At 56.3% G+C, this 24,265-nt stretch carries 23 protein-coding genes; 7 read left to right on the forward strand and 16 right to left on the reverse strand.

Features of this window, described 5'->3' with window-relative positions; translation table 11 throughout:
• Positions 1-44 precede the first annotated feature (44 nt).
• On the reverse strand, positions 45-440 hold the full coding sequence (gene gcvH, locus F568_RS0104840; RefSeq protein WP_019017580.1) for a glycine cleavage system protein GcvH: 396 nt from the start codon (positions 438-440) through the stop codon (positions 45-47).
• Between the two features lie 553 nt (positions 441-993).
• Between gcvH and F568_RS0104845 the strand changes: the two genes are divergently transcribed.
• Both F568_RS0104845 and gcvT read left to right on the forward strand, forming a co-directional pair.
• The gene (locus F568_RS0104845) at positions 994-2,373 is read left to right on the forward strand and encodes an alanine/glycine:cation symporter family protein (protein ID WP_019017581.1); all 1,380 of its coding nucleotides are present in this window, start codon (positions 994-996) and stop codon (positions 2,371-2,373) included.
• 38 nt (positions 2,374-2,411) lie between these two features.
• Positions 2,412-3,524 (forward strand): glycine cleavage system aminomethyltransferase GcvT, encoded by a 1,113-nt coding sequence (gene gcvT, locus F568_RS0104850; RefSeq protein WP_019017582.1) that lies wholly within the window; start codon positions 2,412-2,414, stop codon positions 3,522-3,524.
• 71 nt (positions 3,525-3,595) lie between these two features.
• On the opposite strand, the gene F568_RS26290 is transcribed toward gcvT, so the two are convergent.
• The 3 genes from F568_RS26290 to F568_RS0104865 form a co-directional block, all read right to left on the reverse strand.
• A complete protein-coding gene (locus F568_RS26290) occupies positions 3,596-4,423 on the reverse strand; it encodes a LysM peptidoglycan-binding domain-containing protein (RefSeq protein ID WP_019017583.1) in 828 nt (275 codons plus the stop codon).
• A gap of 50 nt (positions 4,424-4,473) precedes the next feature.
• Positions 4,474-5,346, reverse strand: a complete 873-nt coding sequence (gene yihG / locus F568_RS0104860; protein ID WP_019017584.1) for a 1-acylglycerol-3-phosphate O-acyltransferase, YihG family — start codon at positions 5,344-5,346, stop codon at positions 4,474-4,476.
• 104 nt (positions 5,347-5,450) lie between these two features.
• Entirely contained in the window at positions 5,451-7,400 is a 1,950-nt protein-coding gene (locus tag F568_RS0104865; RefSeq protein WP_019017585.1) for an acetoacetate--CoA ligase, read from the reverse strand.
• A gap of 421 nt (positions 7,401-7,821) precedes the next feature.
• Between F568_RS0104865 and F568_RS0104870 the strand changes: the two genes are divergently transcribed.
• On the forward strand, positions 7,822-9,162 hold the full coding sequence (locus F568_RS0104870; RefSeq protein ID WP_019017586.1) for an MFS transporter: 1,341 nt from the start codon (positions 7,822-7,824) through the stop codon (positions 9,160-9,162).
• A gap of 12 nt (positions 9,163-9,174) precedes the next feature.
• Here the strand turns inward: F568_RS0104870 and F568_RS0104875 are convergent, their stop codons facing one another.
• The 3 genes from F568_RS0104875 to F568_RS0104885 all read right to left on the reverse strand — a co-directional run bounded on the left by F568_RS0104875 (position 9,175) and on the right by F568_RS0104885 (position 11,409).
• On the reverse strand, positions 9,175-9,942 hold the full coding sequence (locus F568_RS0104875) for a VOC family protein (RefSeq protein ID WP_019017587.1): 768 nt from the start codon (positions 9,940-9,942) through the stop codon (positions 9,175-9,177).
• Positions 9,943-10,165: 223 nt separating this feature from the next.
• Complete coding sequence (locus F568_RS0104880) at positions 10,166-10,441, reverse strand: GrxA family glutaredoxin (protein WP_019017588.1); 276 nt, start codon at positions 10,439-10,441, stop codon at positions 10,166-10,168.
• 146 nt (positions 10,442-10,587) lie between these two features.
• Entirely contained in the window at positions 10,588-11,409 is an 822-nt protein-coding gene (locus F568_RS0104885) for an inositol monophosphatase family protein (protein WP_019017589.1), read from the reverse strand.
• A gap of 511 nt (positions 11,410-11,920) precedes the next feature.
• Between F568_RS0104885 and F568_RS0104890 the strand changes: the two genes are divergently transcribed.
• Positions 11,921-12,697, forward strand: a complete 777-nt coding sequence (locus F568_RS0104890) for a 3-hydroxybutyrate dehydrogenase (RefSeq protein WP_019017590.1) — start codon at positions 11,921-11,923, stop codon at positions 12,695-12,697.
• 7 nt (positions 12,698-12,704) lie between these two features.
• Here F568_RS0104890 and F568_RS0104895 read toward each other — a convergent pair whose 3' ends face one another.
• The 6 genes from F568_RS0104895 to F568_RS0104920 form a co-directional block, all read right to left on the reverse strand.
• Complete coding sequence (locus F568_RS0104895) at positions 12,705-13,241, reverse strand: response regulator transcription factor (RefSeq protein WP_019017591.1); 537 nt, start codon at positions 13,239-13,241, stop codon at positions 12,705-12,707.
• 34 nt (positions 13,242-13,275) lie between these two features.
• Entirely contained in the window at positions 13,276-14,553 is a 1,278-nt protein-coding gene (locus tag F568_RS0104900; RefSeq protein WP_019017592.1) for an ATP-binding protein, read from the reverse strand.
• A 219-nt stretch (positions 14,554-14,772) separates the two neighbouring features.
• Positions 14,773-15,255: a nucleoside deaminase gene (locus tag F568_RS0104905; protein ID WP_019017593.1), complete on the reverse strand. Its 483-nt coding sequence runs from the start codon at positions 15,253-15,255 to the stop codon at positions 14,773-14,775.
• A gap of 81 nt (positions 15,256-15,336) precedes the next feature.
• Complete coding sequence (locus F568_RS0104910; RefSeq protein ID WP_211213419.1) at positions 15,337-15,681, reverse strand: DMT family transporter; 345 nt, start codon at positions 15,679-15,681, stop codon at positions 15,337-15,339.
• Positions 15,682-15,779: 98 nt separating this feature from the next.
• The gene (locus tag F568_RS0104915; protein WP_019017595.1) at positions 15,780-16,103 is read right to left on the reverse strand and encodes a DMT family transporter; all 324 of its coding nucleotides are present in this window, start codon (positions 16,101-16,103) and stop codon (positions 15,780-15,782) included.
• Positions 16,104-16,124: 21 nt separating this feature from the next.
• A complete protein-coding gene (locus F568_RS0104920) occupies positions 16,125-16,802 on the reverse strand; it encodes a DsbA family oxidoreductase (RefSeq protein ID WP_019017596.1) in 678 nt (225 codons plus the stop codon).
• 208 nt (positions 16,803-17,010) lie between these two features.
• Here F568_RS0104920 and F568_RS0104925 point away from each other — a divergent pair, with 208 nt between their 5' ends.
• From F568_RS0104925 to F568_RS0104935, 3 genes are all read left to right on the forward strand, one after another.
• Positions 17,011-17,442: a MarR family winged helix-turn-helix transcriptional regulator gene (locus F568_RS0104925; RefSeq protein WP_019017597.1), complete on the forward strand. Its 432-nt coding sequence runs from the start codon at positions 17,011-17,013 to the stop codon at positions 17,440-17,442.
• Between the two features lie 1,205 nt (positions 17,443-18,647).
• A complete protein-coding gene (locus F568_RS0104930) occupies positions 18,648-20,549 on the forward strand; it encodes a hypothetical protein (protein ID WP_019017598.1) in 1,902 nt (633 codons plus the stop codon).
• A gap of 162 nt (positions 20,550-20,711) precedes the next feature.
• Positions 20,712-22,289: a pectate lyase gene (locus F568_RS0104935; protein WP_244874807.1), complete on the forward strand. Its 1,578-nt coding sequence runs from the start codon at positions 20,712-20,714 to the stop codon at positions 22,287-22,289.
• Positions 22,290-22,629: 340 nt separating this feature from the next.
• Here the strand turns inward: F568_RS0104935 and F568_RS0104940 are convergent, their stop codons facing one another.
• The 3 genes from F568_RS0104940 to F568_RS24825 form a co-directional block, all read right to left on the reverse strand.
• The gene (locus F568_RS0104940) at positions 22,630-23,226 is read right to left on the reverse strand and encodes an O-methyltransferase (RefSeq protein ID WP_019017600.1); all 597 of its coding nucleotides are present in this window, start codon (positions 23,224-23,226) and stop codon (positions 22,630-22,632) included.
• 62 nt (positions 23,227-23,288) lie between these two features.
• The gene (locus F568_RS26195) at positions 23,289-23,810 is read right to left on the reverse strand and encodes a GNAT family N-acetyltransferase (protein ID WP_083932973.1); all 522 of its coding nucleotides are present in this window, start codon (positions 23,808-23,810) and stop codon (positions 23,289-23,291) included.
• A 51-nt stretch (positions 23,811-23,861) separates the two neighbouring features.
• The gene (locus F568_RS24825) at positions 23,862-24,065 is read right to left on the reverse strand and encodes a PhzF family phenazine biosynthesis protein (protein ID WP_019017601.1); all 204 of its coding nucleotides are present in this window, start codon (positions 24,063-24,065) and stop codon (positions 23,862-23,864) included.
• Between the last annotated feature and the right edge of the window lie 200 nt (positions 24,066-24,265).

The raw sequence follows: 24,265 nt of genomic DNA on the forward strand, positions 1-24,265 counted from the left end.
GCCGTCTGGGCTTACGTGGAAGCGACACCTTACGCCGGAAAAGGTCAGTCTGTTTCGGCGTCTGCGATACTGCCGTAAGAATCGGCATCGAGAAGATCGTCGAGAGCCTTGTCGTCGGCCAGTTTCAGCTTAATGATCCAGCCGTCCTCATAGGGGGACTCGTTAACGGTTTCCGGAGCGTCTTCCAGGCTTTCGTTGATTTCGACGATTTCCCCGCCCAGAGGCGCATAAAGATCGGAAGCGGCCTTGACCGACTCGATAACGCCGAATTCTTCGCCGGCATCGAGCTCGCGGCCGACTTCGGGAAGCTCGACGAACACGACATCGCCCAACGCCTCCTGCGCATGATCGGTAATACCGATGGTCACCGTGCCATCGCCATTATCCAGTATCCATTCATGGCTTTTGGTGTAGCGCAAGTTATCGGGAATGGAGCTCATCTTGTTTTCCTATACGAAAAGGTTTTCCAAAATGTGGGAATCGTACCGTCACGCGCGGGTGATGGCGAGTCCCTTGGGTTGTCCAACTGGTTTTTTACAGCTATACGGCCTGACCGTGGCTATAGCGTGGCCATCTTTCTTGCCAGCGTCCAGCCATGCGCACCCAAGGTGGCTAACGGGCGTGCCAACCTACTTTGCCCTAGGAATGAGTCGCTTCATTGAGTACGCATAGCGTACACAGCCAGGTTGTCTAGACTGAATTTGGCCGGTAATGTAGCGATGTTTCTTATTGGAAACAAGTTTCTCTGACCGTGCTAGGTGACACCGTACCCTCAAGGGTGGCAAATGGCATATCCGGCCTTATCGACGAAAGTCCCAAGATTTTCCTGCCTTGGCATTTTGAGACGAAATTTTCCCACATAAGACTGGGTCTCAGTGGCGGTATTCGCTAAGGTAAGCGGGTTCTCAAGAAGCGGGTCGCTTCTCCGACATGTCAAGGGCTCTGCGATATGCCGCAAGCCCATAACAACAAGCGAATCATTGGAGTATTCACGTGGAAACGTTGACAAGCATTCTATCAGCCATCGAAGGGGTGGTCTGGGGCCCCCTGATGCTCATGCTGTTGCTTGGAGTGGGGCTGTATTTGCAAGTGGGCCTGAAAGTCATGCCCATCCGAAAGCTTGGCATGGGGTTCAAACTATTGTGGCAGGGCCGCACGACGGCCGAGGGTGACGAGAAAGAAGGCGAGGTGTCGCCTTTCAATGCATTGATGACATCGCTATCCGCCACGATCGGGACCGGTAACATAGCCGGTGTCGCAACGGCGATCTTTCTGGGCGGCCCGGGTGCGGTGTTCTGGATGTGGATTACCGCGCTGGTGGGCATGGCGACAAAGTTTGCCGAGGCCGTGCTGGCCGTTCGCTATCGCGAGGTCGACGAGGCAGGGGACCACGTCGGTGGCCCCATGTATTACATTCGCAATGGCCTGGGGCGTAAGTGGGCCTGGCTTGGCGCGCTGTTCGCCTTTTTCGGTGCCGTGGCCGCGTTCGGTATCGGCAACACCGTGCAGTCCAACTCGGTTGCAGATGGGCTCAACGAGTCGTTGAACCTGCCACACTGGCTGACAGGTATCGTGATCATGTTACTGGCCGGTGCCGTGATTCTGGGTGGGATCAAGCGCATCGCCAAGGTGGCCGGTAAGTTGGTGCCGCTGATGGCAGTTGCCTACTTGATCTGTGGACTGTTGGTTCTGTTCATCAATGCCGACCAGATCGGTTCGGCGCTCGGCCTGATTTTCGGCCATGCCTTTACGCCGGCATCGGCAGTAGGAGGCTTCGCCGGGGCGGCAGTCGCCAAGGCTATCCAGTTCGGTGTGGCGCGTGGCGTGTTCTCCAACGAGGCGGGGTTAGGCAGTGCGCCGATTGCCCACGCCGCCGCTCAGACCAAGAACCCGGTTCGCCAAGGCTTGGTGGCAATGCTCGGTACCTTCATCGATACGATCATTGTCTGCTCGATTACGGCATTGGCAATCCTGACCACCAGCGAGTGGACGTCGGGAGAGACCGGAGCGGCGCTGACGACCATGGCCTTCAACAATTCGCTGCCGGGCGTGGGACAGTACGTCGTTTCCTTCGCGTTAGCTGTGTTTGCCTTCACGACGATTCTCGGCTGGGCATTCTATGGTGAAAAATGCTTCGAGTATTTGTTCGGTGTCCGTTCGATCAAGTTTTATCGTGTGGTCTACATTCTGGCCATTCTTGCGGGTGCAGTCGCCCCGCTGGACTTCGTCTGGCTGATGGCCAGCGTCTTTAATGCTCTGATGGCCATTCCCAACCTGATTGCCTTGGCCTTGCTGTCGCCGGTCGTATTCAAGCTGACCAAAGACTACTTCGATGGTAAGCCCGTGCTGCCGGGTGAGGACCTGGGGCGCTGAGCCGCTGATATCATCGAACCATGACGAGGAGCGACCCGATGTATGAACTTGGCAAGACCCCGTTACACGATCTACACGTGGAGCTGGGTGCAAAGATGGTCGAATTTGCTGGTTATTCCATGCCGGTCCAGTATCCCCTTGGGGTCAAGAAGGAACATGAGCATACACGCTCGGCCTGTGGGCTTTTCGATGTTTCGCACATGGGCCAGATCAGGGTGAGTGGCCCCGACCCCGCCCAAGCGTTGGAGTCGCTGGTGTGCGCCGACATCGTGGGGCTGCGCGAGGGTATGCAACGCTATGCGCTGTTTACAGGGACCGAGGGTGGCATACTTGACGACCTTATGGTGGTCAATGCTGGCGACCATCTTTATCTCGTAGTCAATGCAGCCTGTAAGGCGCAGGACATCGCCCACCTGCGTATGGGGCTGGGAAGCGAGTATAAGGTTGAAGAGCTTGACCGTGGCCTGCTGGCACTACAAGGGCCGAAGGCCGCCGAGGTGATGGCTCGACACTGCCCTGAAGCGTGTGAAATGACCTTCATGCAGCATGGGCGACATGAGGTGGCGGGTATTCCGGTATGGATCAGTCGTAGCGGTTATACCGGTGAGGACGGCTTCGAAATCTCGGTCGCGACGCAGGATTGCGAATCGCTTGCGCGACGCCTGTTGAGCGAGCCGGAAGTCGAGCCGATCGGCCTTGGTGCCCGTGATTCGTTGCGTCTGGAAGCCGGATTGTGTCTGTACGGGCACGATATCGACCAGACCACCACGCCAGTGGAAGCCGGGTTGATCTGGGCTGTCGGCAAGACGCGCCGCTATGGCGGCGAGCGTGAAGCGGGATTTCTCGGCGCAGACATTATTCTTCATCAGGTCCAGGCCAAAGATCATATGCGCAAGCGTGTAGGCCTGCTTGGAGAAGGGCGTGCTCCGGTGCGTGAAGGTGCCGAGATATATAGCGAAGACGACAGGCACATTGGCACGGTGACGTCGGGCAGCTTCGGGCCGACGGTTGGCAAGCCTGTAGCCATGGGCTATGTGGCGATCGATGATGCCGACATCGGTAATGTCGTTTATGCCGAGGTGCGTGGTAAACGCCTACCGATGACGGTCAGCAAGATGCCGTTCGTCGAGCCCGGTTATTACCGTGGCTAGAAGGTTATACCGTTATCTTTCAAGCCGCCCCATGAGGCGGCTTTTTTGTATCTACTCATCGCCTGAGGGTATCAGCGCAAGTACTTTCGAGGATCGATGGGCTTGCCTCCATGACGCACATCGAACAGCAGATCATAACGCTCGGTGGCAGAGCTGTAGCCCACCGTGCAGACCGCCGTCCCCGTGGAGACGGTCTGGCCTTCCTTGACCTTCAGGTCGTCACATAGTGCATAGACGCTTTGAAGGTTGTTGGCATGATGAATGATCACCACCTTGCCAAGATGGCGCATGCTGTTGGCGAAACTTACCTTACCGGTCGCCACGCTCCTTGCCTGGCTGCCATCGTGAGTACTCAGCAGCATGGGTTGCAAGCTGCCACGGCTGTCCTTGCCGAACTCGCGTACGACACGGTAGTCATCGAGTGGCCAGGGCCAATTCGTCCGTAGGTTCGGCAATGGGCCGGGGTCGGGAGCTTTGGCTGGCCTTTTGGTTGGAGCTGCTGGCTTTGGCTTTGGAGAGGAGGGTCGACTTGCGACACGCTTAGTGCTCCCACGCAGAGGCACTTGGAGGAGGTGCCCCACTTTCAGGGCGTTGGGGTTTATCGAACGATTGGCGGCCTGAATCTTGTCTGAGGTCGTACCGAAGTACCTGGCAATGCTCGAATAGGTGTCGCCGGGGCGTACCTGGTATCGATAAGGACCGCCCGAGGGAGCACGCTCATGCTTTGTTGGCACCATGATGCGCTGGCCGACGGCTAGCTTATGCGGATCGACGCCAGGGTTGAAGCGCATTAGACGAACAAGCGGGACATCGGCACGCCTGGCAATCGCACCCAATGTGTCGCCACGCTGGATCGTTACCCAGTTGCCTGCAAGGGTGGAAGGGCTTCGCCAGGTCATTGAGCCTGTCGGTGTGGCGCAGCCGCTCAGCAGCAGGCAAAGCAGGGAGATCAGTGCAATGAGTCTAGGAATTGATCTTTGTCCTGCCACAAGGCGTTGAGCCATCTCTGGAAACGTTCCTTATACTGCGGGTCCTGGTGATAATCTCCACCGTGCATCCAATTCGGCAGGTCGAGGCGTCGAGCATATAGGCTCACGGCGGCTTCCCGTCCGCAAAGAAAATCCCAGAAGCTAGGGCATTCGCGCGTATAGCCCAGTGTGACATCAAGGACACCATTGAGTCGCCGACCCAACAGGCTGACGACTTGGGCCGTGCCGCCAGCCTTGGGCCGTAGCAAATGGCGGTAAGGGCTATTCTGCATGCGTTGCTTGGCGGTGGTGAAGCGCGTCCCTTCAACGAAATTGTAGATCGCCATGGGCATCTGCTGGGCACGCTCGCATAACCGCTCGGTTTCTTGCCTGTCACGCATGGCGAGGGTGGGGTTGCGTGCCAGAGCGTCTCGATTGTAGCGACGCATGAACGGGAACTCGAGGGCCCACCATGCCAGCCCGATCACCGGGAGCCAGATCAGCTCGCGCTTGAGAAAAAAACGGGGCATCGGGATGCGGCGGTGCAAGGCCATCTGCAACAGGAAAATATCCGTCCAACTACGATGATTGGAAATGACCAGCCACCACTGGTGGGGCGACAGCCCCTCCGGCAGGTGGATGTCCAAGCGAGGCTTGAGCCAGCGCCGCATCCACCACAAGTTTGTCCCAATCCAGGCCAGGGCTATACGGTTCAGGGCACCGAGTAGCCGTAAGCGCAGCCGGCGTGTTGGAGTGACGAGTTTCAGCAAGGTCAGGGCGTACAATGGGACGGCCCAGAACAGGGTGCTGAGCACCAGTAGCAGAATGCTCACGAGCCCCTTGAGGGTCGACATGTCATGCTCCTTCAATGGCGTGGCGACATGCTACTGGATGCGGTTGAAACTGCCCAGCCTTGATGTTTGCTCCTCGCCGTTGTCAGCGGCGAGGGAGTGGCGGGTTACTGCTGTAGTTCGGGAAGGTTCTTGTAGAGGTCGAGCGCTTCGGGGTTGGCCAGGGCATCCTGATTCTTGACTGGCCGACCGTGGACTATATTACGCACTGCCAGCTCGACGATCTTGCCCGACAGGGTGCGGGGAATATCGCTGACCTGGATAATCTTCGCGGGAACGTGGCGTGGGCTGGTATTGGTGCGAATCGTACGGCGGATCTCGTCGCGCAGGGCGTCATCGAGTCCAATGCCCGGCTGCAGGCGGACGAATAGGATGACGCGAATGTCATCACCCCACTCCTGACCGATACATAGCGACTCGAGGACCCCTTCTACCTTCTCCACCTGACGATAGATTTCGGCGGTACCGATACGTACGCCGCCCGGGTTGAGTACGGCATCAGAGCGGCCATGAATGATCAGGCCGTCCACGGCCGTGATCTCGGCATAGTCGCCGTGTGCCCAGATGCCTGGAAATGTTGAGAAGTAGGCATCCCGGTAACGTTCCCCATTCGGATCGTTCCAGAAGCCGATGGGCATTGAGGGGAAGGGACGGGTGCATACCAGTTCGCCCTTGTCCTCGCGCAATGGTTTTCCATCGTCATCGAAGACATCCACCGCCATGCCCAGGCCACGGCATTGCAACTGGCCGCGGTAGACCGGACGTATCGGGCAGCCCAGGGCAAAGCAGGAGACGATATCGGTACCTCCCGAGATCGAGGCCAGCAGCAGGTTCGGATCGATATCACGATAAACGTAGTCGAAGGACTCATGGGCGAGAGCCGATCCGGTGGACAGCACGGCGCGCAAGCGGGAAAGGTCATGGCTGCGACCAGGCTTGAGGCCTTCCTTCTCGCAAGCGGCGATGTATTTGGCGCTGGTACCGAAAACGGTGATTCCCTCACGTTCGGCCAGCGACCACAACACGTCGGGTGCAGGAGAGAACGGAGAGCCATCGAACAGCACCAGTGTCGAGCCACAGGCCAGGCCGGAAACCAGCCAGTTCCACATCATCCATCCGCAGGTGGTGTAGTAGAAAAGCACATCGTCGGCGCGCAGGTCGGTATGCAGGCGGTGCTCCTTGAGATGCTGCAACAGCGTGCCGCCGGCCGAATGGACAATGCATTTCGGGGCGCCGGTGGTGCCCGACGAGTAAAGGATATAGAGCGGGTGATCGAAGGGCTGGGACTCGAATTCGATCTCACTGGCATTGTTGTTGAGGTAATCGTGCCAGGCAACCGCCTTGTCGATGCCGTGCGTGTCGGCTTCCTCATGCAAAAAAGGAAAGACCACCACCTGATTCAGCGACTCGATGGCACTGCTGATCTGAGCAAGACGTTCACGGGTATCGATGGACTTGCCGTTCCAGGTGTAGCCATCGGTGGCGATCAGGACCTTGGGCTGAATCTGGCCGAAACGATCAATCACGCCATTGAAACCGAAATCGGGAGAACAGCTCGACCATACGGCTCCCAGGCTGGCCGTGGCGAGCATGGCAATGACGGCATGCTCGCTGTTGGGTACGAACCCCGCCACACGATCACCGGCAGTGATGCCGCTGCCACGCAGGGCGTGTGCCAGATTGGCGACCTGATCGTGGAGCTCGGAATAGCTCAGTTGCTGGCGGCGTCCGCGCTCATCGCAGGCAATCAGGGCCGGATGTTCATCGCGGCGACGCAGCAAGTTGGCGGCGTAATTGAGCCGGGCATGGGGAAACCAGCGGGCCCCCGGCATGGCATCGGGGCGCTCAAGCACAGTGTCGCCTTGGGCGTCGGCCAGCAGGTCGCTTTCTTCCCAGACGAGTTGCCAGAATATCTCTAGATTGTCCACGCTCCATGCGTGCAGTGCCGCATAATCGCTCAGGTCTGTGCCATGTTCGCGATTGATACGTTGCATGAGAGCGTACATCTGTGTGGCTTCGATCTCGGATCGGGAAGGCTGCCAGAGCGGTTGCGACATGCTGTCCCTCCTTCATTGTTGGTTGTCTGATTAGGTGGGAATCGCAGCACTTGCTGTTGGCTCACGCCAAGCGTGGGCAGGTCAGGGTGGTGCGCTGCAAAACGATTCCAATTAAAACTACCCCGCGCGTGATTGTCACGGGCTAGCGCTGTCTCTTTTGCCCTTTGTCTAATAAACGTCCAAACTCGAAATGATGAAAAACTGATCATTTCGTAATAGACCAGCGTTTCATCAATGTTCCGCGCGACTGCGCAATAGCCTTGCACAGCCTTATCCACAGATTCTGTGCATAAGCGGAATAGCTGTGAAATTTCCTTACCAAGTTTTGAGAGCTACCTTGGGGAGGGTAGACTTTCGAGCATATGCCGGCCAGTGAGCTGGCTAGTGCGTTTTTTATACGTCAGAAGAGGGAGACGAATCCTTGCGCGGCTTGCCTGCAACCTTGCCGATTCTTTTCGTTTGCGAAATCAGCTTCCTGCTCGGCCATGGCCTGATCATGACCCTGCTTGGGGTGCGCATGTCTCTCGAGGGGTTTCCGTCTCAAATGGCGGGGCTGCTGATGTCGAGTTTCTCGCTCGGGTTCGTGTTGGGCAGCTACTTCATCGAAAAGCGTATTCGATCGGTCGGTCACATCCGTGTCTTCGCGGCCTGCGCTGCCACGCTGGCGGTGACTGCCATGCTGCATGGTTTATGGATCAATCCCTGGGCATGGCTGGTGTGGCGTGTGGCTGGTGGCGCGGCCACGGCGGGTCTGCTGATGGTCATGGAGTCATGGGTATCAGGGGAGTCCACTAACGAAAACCGGGGCAAGGTGCTGGGCTGGTACATGATCATTTCGACGCTGTCCTTGGCGGGAGGACAGTGGATGTTGAACCTGGCCGATCCGGCAACGGCTGTTCTCTTCTCAGTATCAGGCATGCTCTTCGCACTGGCGCTGGTGCCGTTATCCATACACCGTATTCATGGCCCATCCCAGGGAAGCCATGACGTGGCCCATAAGATCAAGCTGAGCGAACTTTTTAAACGCGCGCCGGTTGGTCTGGTGGGGGCATTTACCGCTGGCCTCATGGCGCAGGCATTCTTCGCCATGACTCCCTATTATGGGCAGGAAATCGGCCTTACGACCCGCGAGACTTCCCAGTTCATGGCCATAACCACCATGGTTGCGCTGGTGGCCCAATGGACGCTGGGGCGTGTTTCGGATCGTATCGATCGCCGCAAGGTAATTCTTTTCATGGCCGTGGTGATGGCGGTGACAGGCAGTGTAATTTCCATGGCGGCCGCCTACAGCTATCTGGCGCTGATCACCGTAGCCTGCCTACATACCGCCATGCTGCACACCCTGTATTCGTTGAGCCTGGCTCATACCCACGATTGGCTGGAGCCGTCGGAGATCATTGCGGCGAATGCCAAGCTGATGATCTGGTATGGCGTTGGTTCGATCATAGGACCATTCAGCGCTTCCCTGGTCATGCAGGGGGTCGGGCCAGAGGGGCTATGGCTATTTCTGGGTGCTGCCGCGCTGGCTTTAGGTGTATTCGTGCTCGTAAGACTGCACGGCCGGCGGGGATTGGAGCCCGAAGTCGAGCAAGAGCCGTTTGCCCCCATGCCTCTGGTCGAGACGTCGCATTATCTCAACGAGCTCGACCAGCAGCGCTATGAGATGCAGCAAATGGAACTGGATTTCGAACGCCACGACGAGCCTGAGGCGGTTGATGCGCCGGCTCGATCCAGTGACATGGAGCCTGCCGATAAGACGTGAGGCGGCACGACTCTAGGCGATTTCGCAGCGGGTATGATGAGGTAGCAGCAACTCGACGGCGCGCTCCTGGTTACTGTTCAGACACTTCTGTACCAAGGCTACACCTCCTACAGCGATGCGATGTTCGTCGCCTTCGGCAAAGGGGAGCCGCCGCGAGCAGGTCGGATAGAAGCGATAGTTCAAAAGGGGAGATATCGGAAAAATTCCGTGGTGGCGATCGGCGCTACCAACGAAACCGGCCTGCTGCATGGCGTGGTCGAGCGTCAGCAGATCATTGCCCACTCGATCGCAGTCGAAACCGGCATGGTGTACACGCGGCCCCATCACCGAGAGCCAGGCTGCGAGTGGGTGCGACTGTTTCAGATACTGATAAGTTGCCCAGTCGGGCATTGGCCAAGGTCGCCCTCGGCAGAATAGATTCTGGCCGCGGCAATCTTGAGGGTGGGCACGGTCAATGAGGCTCTCGAACCGTTGGCGCGCCAGGCGCGTCAGTGTGCTCGGCTGGAACTCGGCCAGTACCAGCCAGGCACTGTCATCGGGCGGCGCCAATAGCGTGACCAGCAGTCCCCGATCCGCCATGGCGTAGCTATCCATCCTGCGATAGCCGAAATGGTACAGCGCTGGACGCAGGTTCTCGGCACTGAATGGGCCATAATTGAGGGTCACCAGCACCAGATACTCGGTATGTGCCGTGATCGGTCCGAGCTGGGTGCCACCAAGCTCCGGGTGCAGATGTATGTAATCCAGCCAGAGCTGCTGCAGGAACTCTTCGCGTTGCATGTTGGTGGCCTCCTGGCGAGTGGCTTTGCTCCCTTCAAGCAGTATAGGCGTAGCTCATCGATGGGCATTCAACGCTAGAGGCGTAACAAAAAAAGCTCAGGAAAATTCCCAAGCTTAGTCATGAAGCTGTCGGGCCGAGTGGCTTGTACTAACGAAGGCGCCGGTCCCTCTAGGGACCGGCGCCTTCGTATCTACAACTGTCGGCTCAAATCGATACGGGGTTTTAGCTTGCTGCCGACTCAGGCATCAGCGCATTGTCGCGTACGTACTGATCGAACTCTGTAAAGCCGCCGATATGCGTCTGGTCGACGAAAATCTGTGGTACGGTCTCGACCGGCTTGCCGATCGTTTTCTCCATGTCGGCTTTGGTGATGCCTTCTTCATGGATATCGATGTAACGATAGCTAAAGTCGTCGCGTGCTTCGCTCAGCTTCTCGGCAAGGTCCTTGGCACGAACGCAGAAAGGGCAGCCCGGGCGTCCAAAAATAACTGTCAGCATAATGACTCCTGAAGAATGAGCATTGATAACGAAAGACTGAAAAATTGACCCTATTGTTCCTTATCGCAATGCATAAGGCCAATAGAGTCTCCCTACTTCAATTATTATGCTGTCCTATCGAGAACCAGCTTGCTGACGACAAAGTGCTACTCATGGTGATAGCGCTCCTCATCGGCCCTGATTAGCAATTCTTTCATAGGCTTATAGATATCGGGGGCTGCCGCTAAAATATGCTCGCTATAGAGCTCTTCCGGCACGGTATCAGGTACTGGATAAAGATGGCCGGTGCGTGCACCCGCTTCGCGCGCGATCAGCAGGCCAGCGGCACTATCCCATGGTGAAACGCTTTCGTAGTAGGCCTCCAAGCGACCACAGGCGACATTGCAAAGGTCCAGGGCGGCCGAGCCGCAGCGCCTTATGTCCTGGCAATGTTCAAGAACGGAAGTTAGACGCCGCACCAGCGGCGCACGACTCTCACGACGATAGGGGAAACCGGTGGCTACCAGGCTTCTTTCCAATGACGATGCCGTGCTGGCGCGAATCTGACGGTCGTTAAGCCGGGCGCCTTCGCCACGTAGGGCGGTGAAGGTTTCTTCTAGAAATGGCGCATGAACCACACCGACATGCACCTTGCCATCCTGGGCCCAAGCAATGGAAACGGCCACATGAGGCAGGCCCTGAGCAAAGTTGACGGTACCATCGATGGGGTCGACGACCCACAAAGGTCCTTTGCGCTCCATGCTCTCCTTGTCGGGAGATAGTTCTTCGGTCAGCCTGGGCTCGCCCGGGAAGTGCCGCTCGAGCTGGTCAGCAATGAACTGGTCCACTGCCACGTCGGCATCGGTCACCAGCTCCGCGTTTTTCTTGTAGCGCCGATCGAAACGGCTCTGCAATCTAGCGTCCTGAATCATACGCCCTGCCTGCTCTGCGATATCGGTCGCAATGGCAAGCCGTTCGGCATCCCTCATCGTGGTCTCCTGAGAAAGGAACGTTAGGCTCACCAGTCTAGCATTCCTGTTTGATGCGGTGCGGCAACCTTGTTACTGCTTAGCTCTATAATGCAAGCAGCGTACAGGCGGGACAGGGGTAATACAGGCGGCACCCGAAGAGTGGAACCCAGCGCTGGCCATGGATGCATTATGCTTTCAGCGATGGGGGATGGCCTGATTGGTGTTCTGGTCACGTCTGTTGCATTGTCACTGTTGATGCTATCGGCCCGCGTCGGAAATTCAGAAGACGGTGCCACGGTAAGCGCCGATCGTCGAATCGTCACCTTACACAGCGGACAGTACGCTTTAATCCCGGTGCCCCTCGATGCAGAAAGAGCGCGCCTGAGGTGTTGCGAATCGATTGATGACATGTAGGCCGGACGAGGCCAGTCGGCTGGCCCAGCAAGCCATGCAGGGGTAATGTCATTTGACGAAGGCCCAGCCAAGAATGACCGGCAATAGATTCCAGATTTCTCAAGGAGCAGACGATATGAGTGCGAACCCCAGCCCCGGATCTCCACGTGTCGCACTGGTTACCGGCACGTCGAGTGGTATCGGCGCAGCAGTGGTCAAGACGCTATGCGACTTGGGACATCAAGTGCTCGCCGTTGACTTTAATCCGGCGGGGGAAACCGTGGCCGAAGCGTCCGGGGCAGCGTTCTTTCAAGCCGACCTGACTGATGCCGAGGCGTGCCGGGCGGCAGTCGGCGATGCTGTCAAACGCTTCGGCCATGTCGATATTCTGGTTAACAACGCGGGTATCCAGCATGTCGAAAGTATCGAGTCCTTTCCGGAAGCCAAGTGGCGGCAGATCATCGACCTGATGCTCACTGCTCCCTTCTTGCTGACCCAGGCGGCGTGGCCCTACATGCGCGAAGGGCAATGGGGGCGCATCATCAATATCGCTTCGGTACATGCGCAGGTGGCCTCACCTGGCAAGGCGGCTTACATCAGCGCCAAGCATGGCTTGATTGGCCTGACCAAGACGGCCGCATTGGAAGGCGGGGAGCATGGAATAACCGCGAATGCGCTATGCCCGGCCTATGTCCGCACGCCATTGGTCGATAACCAGATTGCCGATCAGGCACGCATGCACGGCATGGGTGAGCAGGAGGTTATCGAGAAGGTCATGCTCAAGAATGCTGCGGTCAAGCGCTTGATCGATCCTTCCGAAGTGGCCTCACTGGTAGCCTATCTGGCATCGGACCAGGCGGGAGCCGTGACGGGGTCCAGCTGGAACATCGATCTGGGCTGGACCGCGCAATGAGGTTCCGCTAGCGACGGACCGGACGCTTTTGGAGCTTGCGCTGGAGCGTCCGGCGATGCATGCCCAGCGCACGAGCGGTGGCCGAGATGTTGCCGTCGTGTTCCTGCAGGACTTTCTGTATATGCTCCCAGGTGACCCGGTTGATTGACGGAGGAGTATCGGCGATGTCGATGTCCGGGTCGCCGCTATCCCGGTCGAAGGCAGTGACGATTTCATCAGCGTCGACTGGCTTGCATAAATAATTGACGGCGCCCAACTTCATGGCTTCCACCGCCGTGGCGATACTCGAATAGCCGGTCAGGACGACGACACGGCAGTCAGGGGCGGCGGCCAGCAGTTCCGGCAACAGTTTCAGGCCCGATGAATACTCTAGTTTGAGGTCCAGCGTAGCCATATCCGGCGGAGCCTGACGTACCAGAGCCATGGCTGCCTCTGCGTCGTGGGCGACACTGACCTCATAACCACGACGTGTGAGCGCGCGCTGCATGACGTGGCAGAACATTTCGTCGTCATCGACGATGAGAAGGCGTTCGTTGTGATCCATGATCATCCTCTTTTCGCGCTGCATGCCCGCTTGGCTATAGCGCTTGTCCTGGCGCGGCGCGGGGCAGCTTCACCTCGGTCAGTGTGCCGCCTTCTTCATGATTGTAAAGGCTGACGCCTCCACCGAATCGGTTGATGGTGGCATGGGTCAGGAAGAGGCCGATCCCCATGCCCTTGCTCTTGGTCGATACGAAGGTATCGCCAAGCTGGTCGGCAATGGACATGGCGACTCCTGGGCCATGGTCGCGAATGTCGATGACCACCTCGTCACTTTTCCAGTCGAGACAGATGAGGATGTCCTCGGGGTTGGCATCGGCAGCGTTGTTGAGCAGGTTCATCAGAGCCTGTTCCAAGGTGGTATCTACGGCTAGCCAGGGGGTGCCGCGCTTGCCGAGTACCTCGATGGCATGGGTCACGTCTGGCCTGAGCACAAGCCAACGCTGAACGACCTGCTCGAGCCACTCCTGGGCGGAGCGAATCTCGGGTTCGGCGAGGCGGCGGCGGTCGGCATTGGCAACTAGATGCTGAAGGCGGGACTTGCAAGTATCGACCTGTTGACGAAGCAGGTCGATGTCCGCTTCAAGGGTAGGGCTACCCGCAACATCCTGACGCATTTCCTTGAGCAGCACCGCCATGGTCGAAAGCGGGGTCCCCAACTCATGAGCAGTACCTGCCGCCTGGGTTGCCACGGCCAGGACCTGTTCGTTGCGCAGTGCCGCTTCACGAGTACGTGAGAGGGTCATGTCACGGCGGCGCAGGGCATGTGCCATCTTGTAGATGAAGAATGTGACCAGGCCGGCAGATAGACCGAAATTGATCCACATGCCGAGTACGTGCAGGCTGATACCAGGGCCGACCAGCCCGTGGCTGAGTTGCGGGACCGGCTGATAAAAGAGCATCAGAAAGGTATAGCCGGCCATGGCGGCGCTGGCGACAATCCAGGCGTAAAGCCAAGGCAAGGTAGCGGCGGCGATGGTCACCGGAACCAGATAATAGGTAATGAACGGATTGGTTGAGCCGCCGGTATAATAGAAGAGCAAGGTCAGGCCGGCAATATCGGCCATCAGGTGCAGCAAATATTCAGTGTCGGTAACCGCACGTGGCCGGCCCAGTCGCCACCAGGTCGCGATGTTGATCAGCCCCATGGCGATGATCACGCTGATGACCGGAATCACCCGCAACTGGAAGCCGAGCACTTCAATCCCGAAGATAATCGCACCGAGATAACCCGTCCAGGTGATGCCTCGGACGAACGTCAGGCGAACCAGGTTCCGATTGGGAGTAGACAGCGGCAGAGGTAGCGGCTGATGCATGTTGGCTCCGGCTGGATGGCTGGCGCCATGATAACGCATCTGTTGCTTGTTTGGTCTTGAGCCAGACTGGGCCCGTGACCTGTTACCCTCCTGGTCTCCGCCCTTTATGCCGCTCATGAAACCGGAGCGGCATTATGTTCTCCATCGTTCTGGATCCTTGATTGGAGAAGTGACCTGGGCACAGGCTTTTTTCTCGCCAAGTCGGGGTCAAGGCATCATCTACAGGGAGCCTCTGCGTGTTCTCCAGAGCGTAAACGGTTCGAGGGCCTGGTTGGTGGCGTACTTGCGCACCTCCATCGGCCACCGATCGGGTAAGCCTGCCAGCCTCTGGTATGAACCTCGGTAATCGAAACCCGCCTTGGCGGCATCGTCCCGGTCGACCGCGTAGATCACCTCACCGATGCCCGCAAACAGGGCACTCAAATAACACATGGCACAGGGCTCACCCGATGCCAGGAGCGTCGTTCCATATAGATGGACTGAGCCAGCATTACGGCACGCGTCTCGTATGGCTTCGACCTCAGCATGTGCGGTCGGATCATGCTGCTCTCGAACGCGATTAACGCCGCGCCCAAGAACTGTCCCGTTGGCATCCGCTACAAACGCCGCGAAGGGAATGCCGCCGCCGCGAACATGTTCCGTAGAGTAGGCGACAACATCTTCCATGAGCTGCGTGATACGGGTAGGAGAAGTAGAGGACACTGGAGTCTCCCGACGGGCTGGGTTCATCAATTAAGGAGAGGGGAGGATAGATGGTCTTTTCTCCCCCCATGTGGTCGCCGTTCAGGGTGCAACGAGTCCGGTTTCGTCAGCTTGTAGCTTGTCGCTGCTAGCGAGCTTCAACCAGATGACGCCCGCAATGATCACAGCCAGCCAGAACGCTTGCGCCAGCGTGAGCGATTGGTCTAGAAACATGCTGCCAAACACAGCCGACCCTACGGCGCCGATGCCAGCCCAGACCGCATAGCCAATCCCGACATCAATCGTCTTTAAGGCAACGCTCAGGGCATACAGGGTAAGCAGGAAGAACACGACGGCCGAGACTGACCAATTAAGCACTGTGAACGCTTGGCTACCGGCGACGCTGAGCGCATAGGCTATTTCGAAGGTGCCGGCGAGTAACAGCATGATCCATGCTCGCCCGGTGCTAGCTTGATTGTTGGATATAGTAGTCATGTCGAATCCTTTCAAGATGGTTGATGGTGCAATTCAGTCCTACTGCGTTCTTACGCTGCGCCACTGAGCCGAAGTCCGATGACGCCGCCGATAACCAGAGCAATGCCGGACAGCTTTTTCGCGTTGAGTCGTTCTTTGAAGAATACCGCCCCAAGCATGACGATCCCGACGCCGGCAACGGAGGTCCAGATGGAGTAGCCGACGCCCACGTCAAACTCGAGAAGAGCGAGGCTCAGGAAAAAGGTGGCAATCGCGCCGCTGACAAGAGTGGCGATTGTCCACCAAAGGCGGGTGAAACCCTGTGCGTTACCTGCCGAGAATGCGACGGCAATTTCGAACAACACGGCAATACCAAGATATAGCCAGCTGGTCATGAATCATCTCCTCTCATCAGTTTACGGGCGGTCAGATATGTCGAGCAGGGTCTTGCGTGGACTGTCATTCGGCGCGTTGGCTTTTGCGGTCTTCTGATGGCCGGTTGTGCTCATGGCCTGATCGATGGCGCGCCGCAGTTCCCCTGACGATGGAACGCCTCGAAAGATCTGCTTGCCTACCACGATGGTGGGGACGGATGTGATTGCCATATCTTCGCGGGCATGACGTAGCGCCTCGCGATGCCGCTCCCGGTAGGTGCCCTTGGCCAAAGCGTTGAGCACGGCCTCGCGCTCAAGGCCTATGTCAACCCCGAGATCGGCAAGGACAATGGGATCGTCGAGATCCCTCTCTTCAAGGAAAAACGCTTTCAGGGCGCGCATCGAGAATGAATGGCCTAACCCTTGCTCATCGGCCATTGCGAAAACCTCAAAAGCTCTGTCGGTTCGGGGCTGCGGCGATATGGCCGGCAACTTGATAGGAACGCTTAGCCGCTCGGCCATGGGGTAGACAGAGTGTTTCCAGACCTGTGGGAGGTAAGGATCTTCAACGCGTAGCGTAGGGACCGGAGCAGGGCGGAGTTCAAAGGGTCGCCAGCGAAGCTCGACATTTTGCCCTTTGGTGATCTTTTCAATGACTTTCTCAGCTAATAAGCAGTACGGGCAAACATAATCGCTGTAAATCTCTATAGGCAGGCTCATGTGCTTTTACTCCTTGCATGTACATGCAAACAATAGGACGAGAAGGAGCGGTTGTCAATATGCTTGCGCATGCAAGAAAATGCGACTCTTGTCTTTTGAGAAAGATAAGAAGCGCTAGCACTTTTGGGGGTTTGGGGAGACTAACGAGGCTGGTAACTTGGCCAAGGCCAACGTATTTTATGCATGCACAAGCATTTGGAGAGCTTCAATGTCATCATTGGCGAACGTATGGCAGCGGTTGACTTCGGTCGTTGATCGAGTTGAGGGTCAGGTTGGGAAGGCGCTCCAGCGCGAACATGGTATTAGCCTGTCACAGTACCGAGCACTGCAATTTCTTGCTAATGCAGCGGAGTCCGAACTTCGCATGCAGGAATTGGCTAGCCTCCTAGGGTTGAATCAAAGCTCCGTGACACGCCTTGTCGAGCGATTGGAGCGGGAGGGTTGTACAGCTCGGGATGCTTGTCCCAAGGATAAACGTGGCGTCTATACCGTACTGACCGAAACAGGCCGGCAGCGCTACTTAGAGGCCAAACGCGACTATGAAGCGATACTCGAGATGGCCCTTGATGATGTCGCATCGACCCCGGGAAACCAGACACTCATCGCCTGTCTACGCAGGCTCGGGCAAGAACAGGCCTAGCCCGCTCACAGGGTAAGTTCGTTCCGCTTGGCTCCTCCAGGCACAATTCCTAAGCTGTTACCACGGCAATAGCGAGACAGTGAAGTCAGCATACCGTTGCAGCAACTATCACCGCTTTCCTCGAAATTCGAACCGTCGCGTTATGCCATGTCATCGAGAGTGAGTGCGATTCAGCTAGGCGGGGTATCGCTCGACCGTTTCCTATCGTTGAGCATTCGCTTGGCCACCGAATACGAGAGATTACAGCGTTCACAGAAACGCAAATCCGATTCCTTCCCAGACAACGCCGATGCTCCTCCGCCCAGTTTGCAATGGGTTATATCATGATGTGCCGGGCTCCGCTGCCCATGGCAACAGGTCTGCCCAGCTATTCGGACTGTAAGGGGGGGGGGCGGTCGTGTTTCGCCTCGGCTATGAGGGTTTCATCAGTCGAGGCAGGGATTTGGTTTGAGGTGCACCTGTAGGGCTGAGCCAAGCCCAAGCCTACCTGAGAGGCCCGCAGCCAACAGCGTGATGATTATCGCTAGATTGCGGGTTTACATTGCATACGTCCAGCGCGAGTGCTGTGGGAACTGAAGCAAATTGAACCGATTACATATTATTACTTTGTATCAGCGCAAAAAATTCAGATTCAATTAGATTGATTTAATAAAGAATAAACAATTAGTTATTAAGTGACTTGCAAGACAACCTGGTTACCTTTAGACAAAGGTATATATTGAAGGCTAGTCATTAGCTCCCTACCTTGTCTTATATACTATGTATGATAATAGCTAAACGCTACACAATACTTTCTGAAGTAAGTTTTGGTTATTTCCAGAGCTCGGCAAGGGGGAGAAGATATGGTTTTGGTGTATTACGCTCCGAGCTGATTAGTGCTATCCGCATGTAGTCATGGAACACTTGGTCGGGTCTCGTCTGCAGTACGATTTCGGTGGCGGGTTAGAAGCGAAACTGGCAACAACATCCTGCCGGAGAAGATAATAATTTTGGCGAGAACAAGCAGAGGGTATATCTTGACTTGCTTGCGTCTTTCCCGGTGAGTCCTATGGACCGGATGATGCTTGGATCGTTAAGCCAATTATAAAGCCACATTCTAGTACAAGAAACTAGTAAAAAGATAGGGCAAGGAAGGCCGCTGCAACTTAGCTTGGCTCAGACATAAGTTAAAGCAGAGACGCATGTTACAATACGAGGCGCTAGCAATGAAATTAAAGACATACGCCAAGTCCGTTATTACTGTGGCCATTGCCGCAACGCTGGCACAAGGTGCCGTAGCTGCCCATGCTGCAGTGTCATCGACCCTAGAGCTGGAAAGTACCGGTGAGAAACATGCTATGGTTTACCCGCCGCTCAACCAAATCATTGGCGACGAGTTTCTGCCTAAGCTGGACTTCTTTTTCGAAAAAATTCTGACAGAAGGCGAAGGTCTGACCCTTGATGGTACTCAGGCGTTTACCGGTAAAGACAAGTTTCTGCCCGGAAAGATTGCAATCGGCCTCAGTTATCTACTGTTGAACACTCCACAGGATTCGCCGCAGTTCGAGCGTTACTTACAAGGCTATCGTGACATCGCGGATATAACGATAGACAAGCGTAACGAGACTTGGGGAATATATTATTATATGTCGGCCCTCAACCGTCTGAAGCAGGCCGGCTTGTTGGACAAAGCAATAAGCCAAGAGACCCTGAACAAGCTCAAGGAGAAGACCGACTGGCGTCAGTTCGTCAATCAGGAAAATTTCTCCCTAATCGACTTGCCCACCAACTACTACGGCGTGGCGTTTTCCATTGCTCGCCTGCGTTACCTGCTCGGCTGGGAAGACAAGGCAGACAGCGAAAAGCTGCTACAGAAGATGATGGATCACTACCGGGCATATTCCGGTGAGTACGGCTTTTCCGACGAGACTAACGGGCAAGGCCGCTTCGATCGGTACAGCATCTTATTGATTGGTGAGATCTGCCAACGCTTTATCGAGACGGGGATGGAGGTCACTCCACAGATGAAGCAATGGTTGCGCAACTCGGTGGATGTCATTCTGGTGCGGCTGAACGAGGAGGGCCATGGCTTCAGCTATGGACGAAGTATCGGCGCCTACGGCGATACCTCATTTCTGGAAGTGCTGTCAGCAGCAGCCTACCTGGATGTACTCACTCCCGAGGAAAAGGACATGGCTTATGCTTTCGCGGCCAGGGCAACAGAGCGCTATGTCGATTTCTGGTTCGATGAAGAGATGCAGTCAGTCAATCTGTGGGACAAGGGGCGCACCACGGATGCCTACCGCGGCAAGCACCGTATCCTCGGTGAAAATCTCAGCCTGTCCCATCAGATGATCTACACAGCCAACCTATGGAAGGAGATGGGGTACAAAGACAAGATTCCTACCAATGACTTTGAAGACTGGTTGGAAGAGCTGCCCAAGGCCGCGGTGACCTGGTTTGCGAAAGGTGACTACGACCGGGCGCTGGTGACGTATCGCGATCAAGGCCATGTCATCAGCTTGCCGTTGATCAATGGCGGCAAGTCCAAGCATGACCAGAACCCCTACTATCCGATTCCGTTTTCTAACGGGATGCTGGAGGGGACGCCAGACGAGAGCTACCCGCAGCTGCTGCCGCGTTTCACCCTAGGGGACGGCACCGAGCTCATCCCCGCCGCCTTCATTCGCAACGTCGAAACAACCCGCAAGGGCGACACCGTGACAGTAACCTACCGCCAGGACGAAGTGGACCGAATCGGCGAACGAAACCCCATCAAGGATGACCGCCTCACGGTGGATACTCGCTATGAGCTTTCACCAGGGCAGATCACCCGCGAGGATACCTACCAGGCAACCGATAACCTCGATGTGTCCAATATCAGGATGGTCTTTGCCAGCTTCTCGGAAGACGCCTCGGTCGAAGGAAATACGGTCACGTTCGGAGAGGGGGATGTGACGACCTTCAGTGTCACCGGACTGGATAACTGCCAGGTCGAAGACATTGATGGCCAGCCGCCATACCGTAGCCCCGTCGGGCCCATGCAGACCCTGTTCACCTGCGAGAGTGCCAACGTGAACTTGGGCGACCCACTGACCATCTCCTGGACAGTGAAATATACGCAATGACGTAATCGTCTGTGCTTTTCGCTTGGAAAGGCACAGGCAACCTGTAGTTTGCGCGCTCATATAAAAGGAACAATGACAATGCAACACCGACTACATACTGCGAGGAAGCTACAGCAACCTGCCACGTCGCTGCTGGCGTTAGCGGTAGGCAGTGTGCTGTGGATGGGTCAAGCCGGTGCAGCCGAGCCGGTCAGCCCTGATCAGGTGCGTTCAGCCATGAAGGAGGCGACCCACTTCATGGTCGACGAGGTAGCTACCAATGGCGGTTATGTCTGGTCCTACCTACCGGATTTCTCTCGACGCTGGGGGGAAATGGAGGCCTACGACACCATGGTCTGGGTCCAGCCGCCAGGTACGGCCACCATGGGCCACACCTACCTCGATGCCTACCATGCGACAGGCGATGAATTTTACTACCAGGCTGCTACCGAGGTAGCCAATGCCCTGATCTGGGGACAGACCGAAGCTGGCGGCTGGAACTACATGTTCGACTTCGCTGGGCCAAAATCGCAGGACAAATGGTATGAAACCATCGGCAAGAACGGGTGGCGGCTGGAAGAGTTTCAGCATAACTGGGGCAACGCCACATTTGATGACCTGGGCACCTCCGAAGCGTCCCAACTGCTGCTTCGTCTGTATCTGGAAAAGCGCGATCCCAAGTACCTTGTACCATTAGAGAAAACCATCGACTTTGTGCTGGAGAGTCAATTTGCCTCTGGCGGCTGGCCGCAGCGCTACCCCGAAAACGACCTATGGGAGGGTGATTACACTTCATATATTACGCTCAACGATGAAGTGGCGGCCCAGAACATCAAATTCCTGATCATGGCTTATCAAAGTCTGGGACCGGCTGTCGATGGCGAGCGAATCCTCAACGCCATCTATCGAGGCATGAACTCTCTATTGTTTCTCCAGCAAGGAAAGGATCAGCCAGGCTGGGCTTTACAATACACCCATGACTTCGAGCCGGCAGCGGCACGCACTTATGAGCCCAAGTCTCTGGCGACCCATACCACGGCATCGGCGGTCAACCAACTGATGGATTTCTACGAGCTGACGGGTCAGTCCAAGTTTCTGGCAAGAATTCCTGAAGCGCTTGACTGGCTGGCGTCGGTTAAGCTGCCCGAGGATAAGCTGATCAACGGCAGGGCATATCCAACCTTTATCGAGATCGGCACCAAAAAGCCTCTTTACGTGCACCGCCGTGGGTCGAATGTGGTAAATGGCGAATACTTCGTCGACCATAACCCGGAAAACACCCTGGGCCATTACTCGCCGACGCGGAACATCGATCTTGAGGGGCTGCGTAAGCGATATCAGTCATTGGCCGAGTCAGATCCCAGGGAAGTGTCCAGGAACTCGCCGCTGGTGTCATCAAAGCAGATTAACCTTCCCGAATATTTTGTGACGAACGAGATCAGTGTTTCAGACCTCAACGCCGGTAGTCACCTGGAAAGTGAAGACGAAGTTTCTGCCGAGGCCGTATCCGAGATCGTGTCTTCATTAAATGAATCGCGCTACTGGCCTACGCAATTAGTGGCAACAACCTACCCGTATGCGGGGCCTGGTGACGAAACGGTGCCCGAAGGCGATTATGCGCAGACGCACGTCGGTGATAAATACGATACCTCGCCCTACGTGACCGACAACGCCGTGGAAGGCATCTCCATCGCCAAGTACATTGAGAACATGAGCACTCTGATTAGCTATTTGCGACAGGTGCAAACCAACCAGCAGTAAATGTCGCTATACCATGGCTTACGTTCAAACCGATCGTTTTTCCCTTCGCCGGCCATTGGCCGGCTTTTGGCTGAAAGCATGGCACCATCTCGCTGAGTTGCGAAAACAATGCCTTTTCAGGAATCAATGCCACAGTAAGCGTGATGTAAAACTAGTTTGGTTTTTGTGCTTTTCCGCCCCAGTCCATGACTGAGCCTGTAACTACAGAGGTTGGGTTTCCGGTGATGACCTCCTGCATTATAGCGAAGCGCTCCGCAGAAAAGCGCTTACTTTGGGATGGCGGGTTTGCCGGAAGCCAATAAATATCCCCTTGCTTGGCCTATTACCTGTCATTACGACGCTAGGCGTCACCCGCACTTTTTACGGCGAGAAACTCGCCTTTGCCAACCGGAACGAGAATGCTGGTGAAATCTTTGTCCGACTCGACTAGATTAAGGAAGGGCGTCATTTGTTCTCGGTGGGAAATGGCATTGTCTACGATGAGTAGCCCTCCAGGACGAAGCACTCGACGAATCTGGTCCCACCAGGCGCGATACTCCGAGCGCTCCGAGTCGAGAAAGAGCAGATCGATTGAGGCGTCTGTCACTCGTGTGAGGGTCGCACCCGCATCGTCATGAACCAGCGTGACGTATTCACTGAGTCCTGAGCGGGAAAAGGTGTCAGAGGCAAGGCCGGCCTTGTACGCCGAAGATTCGACTGTCGTCACGCTGCCGCCAGTGGTACAGGCCGCTTCTGCTAACCAGAGCGTTGAATAGCCATTGGAGGTGCCGATTTCCAGAATATGGCGTGCCGCGGTTGCCCGAACCATCACTGACAGAAACTCACCCGTATCGCGTGTGATATTGAGCATTCGTTTGGAGCGTTCGGAATACGCGTTGTCGTTTTTCTCACCGAAGTGCTCCAGCTCGGTTTTCAGTGCTTCGAGTGGACTCTGCATTTTGTTACTCCGCAGGTTTCCAATGGTTGTATTCCCAAGATGCAGTGAGACGCTGTCGGAAATCACAGCCTGCCCGATGGTAGATGAAGGGTAAAGCGAGTCTCAGAGCCGTGCTGCCCTGGCAGCGCAAGCGGCTTTGAGGAGTCTGGCTCCGGTCTGAACCCCGCCTTTTTGTAGAAGTGCTCGGCTCGGTTATTGCCCGCTAGAACCCAAACCCGAATATCGGTTGATCCTTGGCTGACCATTTCTGCGCAAGATGCCAACCAGAGTTGGTGGCCTATGCCTTTCGAACAATGGTCTGGTAGGAGATAAAGAGCCCATAACTCATGGACAGTGGGGCTGCCCATCGCATCTCGGTACGGTCCGAAGGCTGAAAAACCAACAATCTCATCGCTATCCTCAGCCACCAGTAAAGATGGGGTGGGGTTAGCCAGCGACCGTGCCCACATAACCTGGCGTTTCTCGACCGATAAATTATCCAACAGATCGTCGGTAAGCAGGCCACGGTAAGCATACTGCCAAGAACGGACATGTACCTGGGCAATAGACAAAGCATCAGAGGTAGTAGCGTGACGAATGCGCATCGCTTGCCTTCTCAAGTGGTTTGTAACCTAGCCCTCACTGTGGCCCTGGCTTTATCCGGGTAGACTGATCGACCCGCGGCCGATGGCCACAGCCTGCCCGGCTATTCGGATCGTCAGGGTATGGTCGTCATGTTCTGCCTCGGCGAAGATCTGGCTGGGCCGGCCCATCTCGACGCCCTGATGTTTCAGCCAGCGCGACTGGCCGGGGTGGGGCATTCCTGCTGCGAGATGACCTGCCAGTCGCTGGATATTCACGGCTCCGGCCTGCCGTCGAGAACATGCGACTGCGCAAGTAGGCATCTGAACTGGTGCCCTTATCGTTCACACAAAGATATATCTGCTCGTAGCCACTGAGTGTGACCCAGTCTTGCCAGATGCTGGGAGACGGGCGAGCTCGTCTGAGTGCTTCCAGGGAATCAAGATCGATCAGATGATAAGGCAACCCACAGGACACG

The sequence above is a fragment of the Modicisalibacter luteus DSM 23508 genome (assembly GCF_000378505.1).
GTDB lineage: Bacteria > Pseudomonadota > Gammaproteobacteria > Pseudomonadales > Halomonadaceae > Modicisalibacter > Modicisalibacter luteus.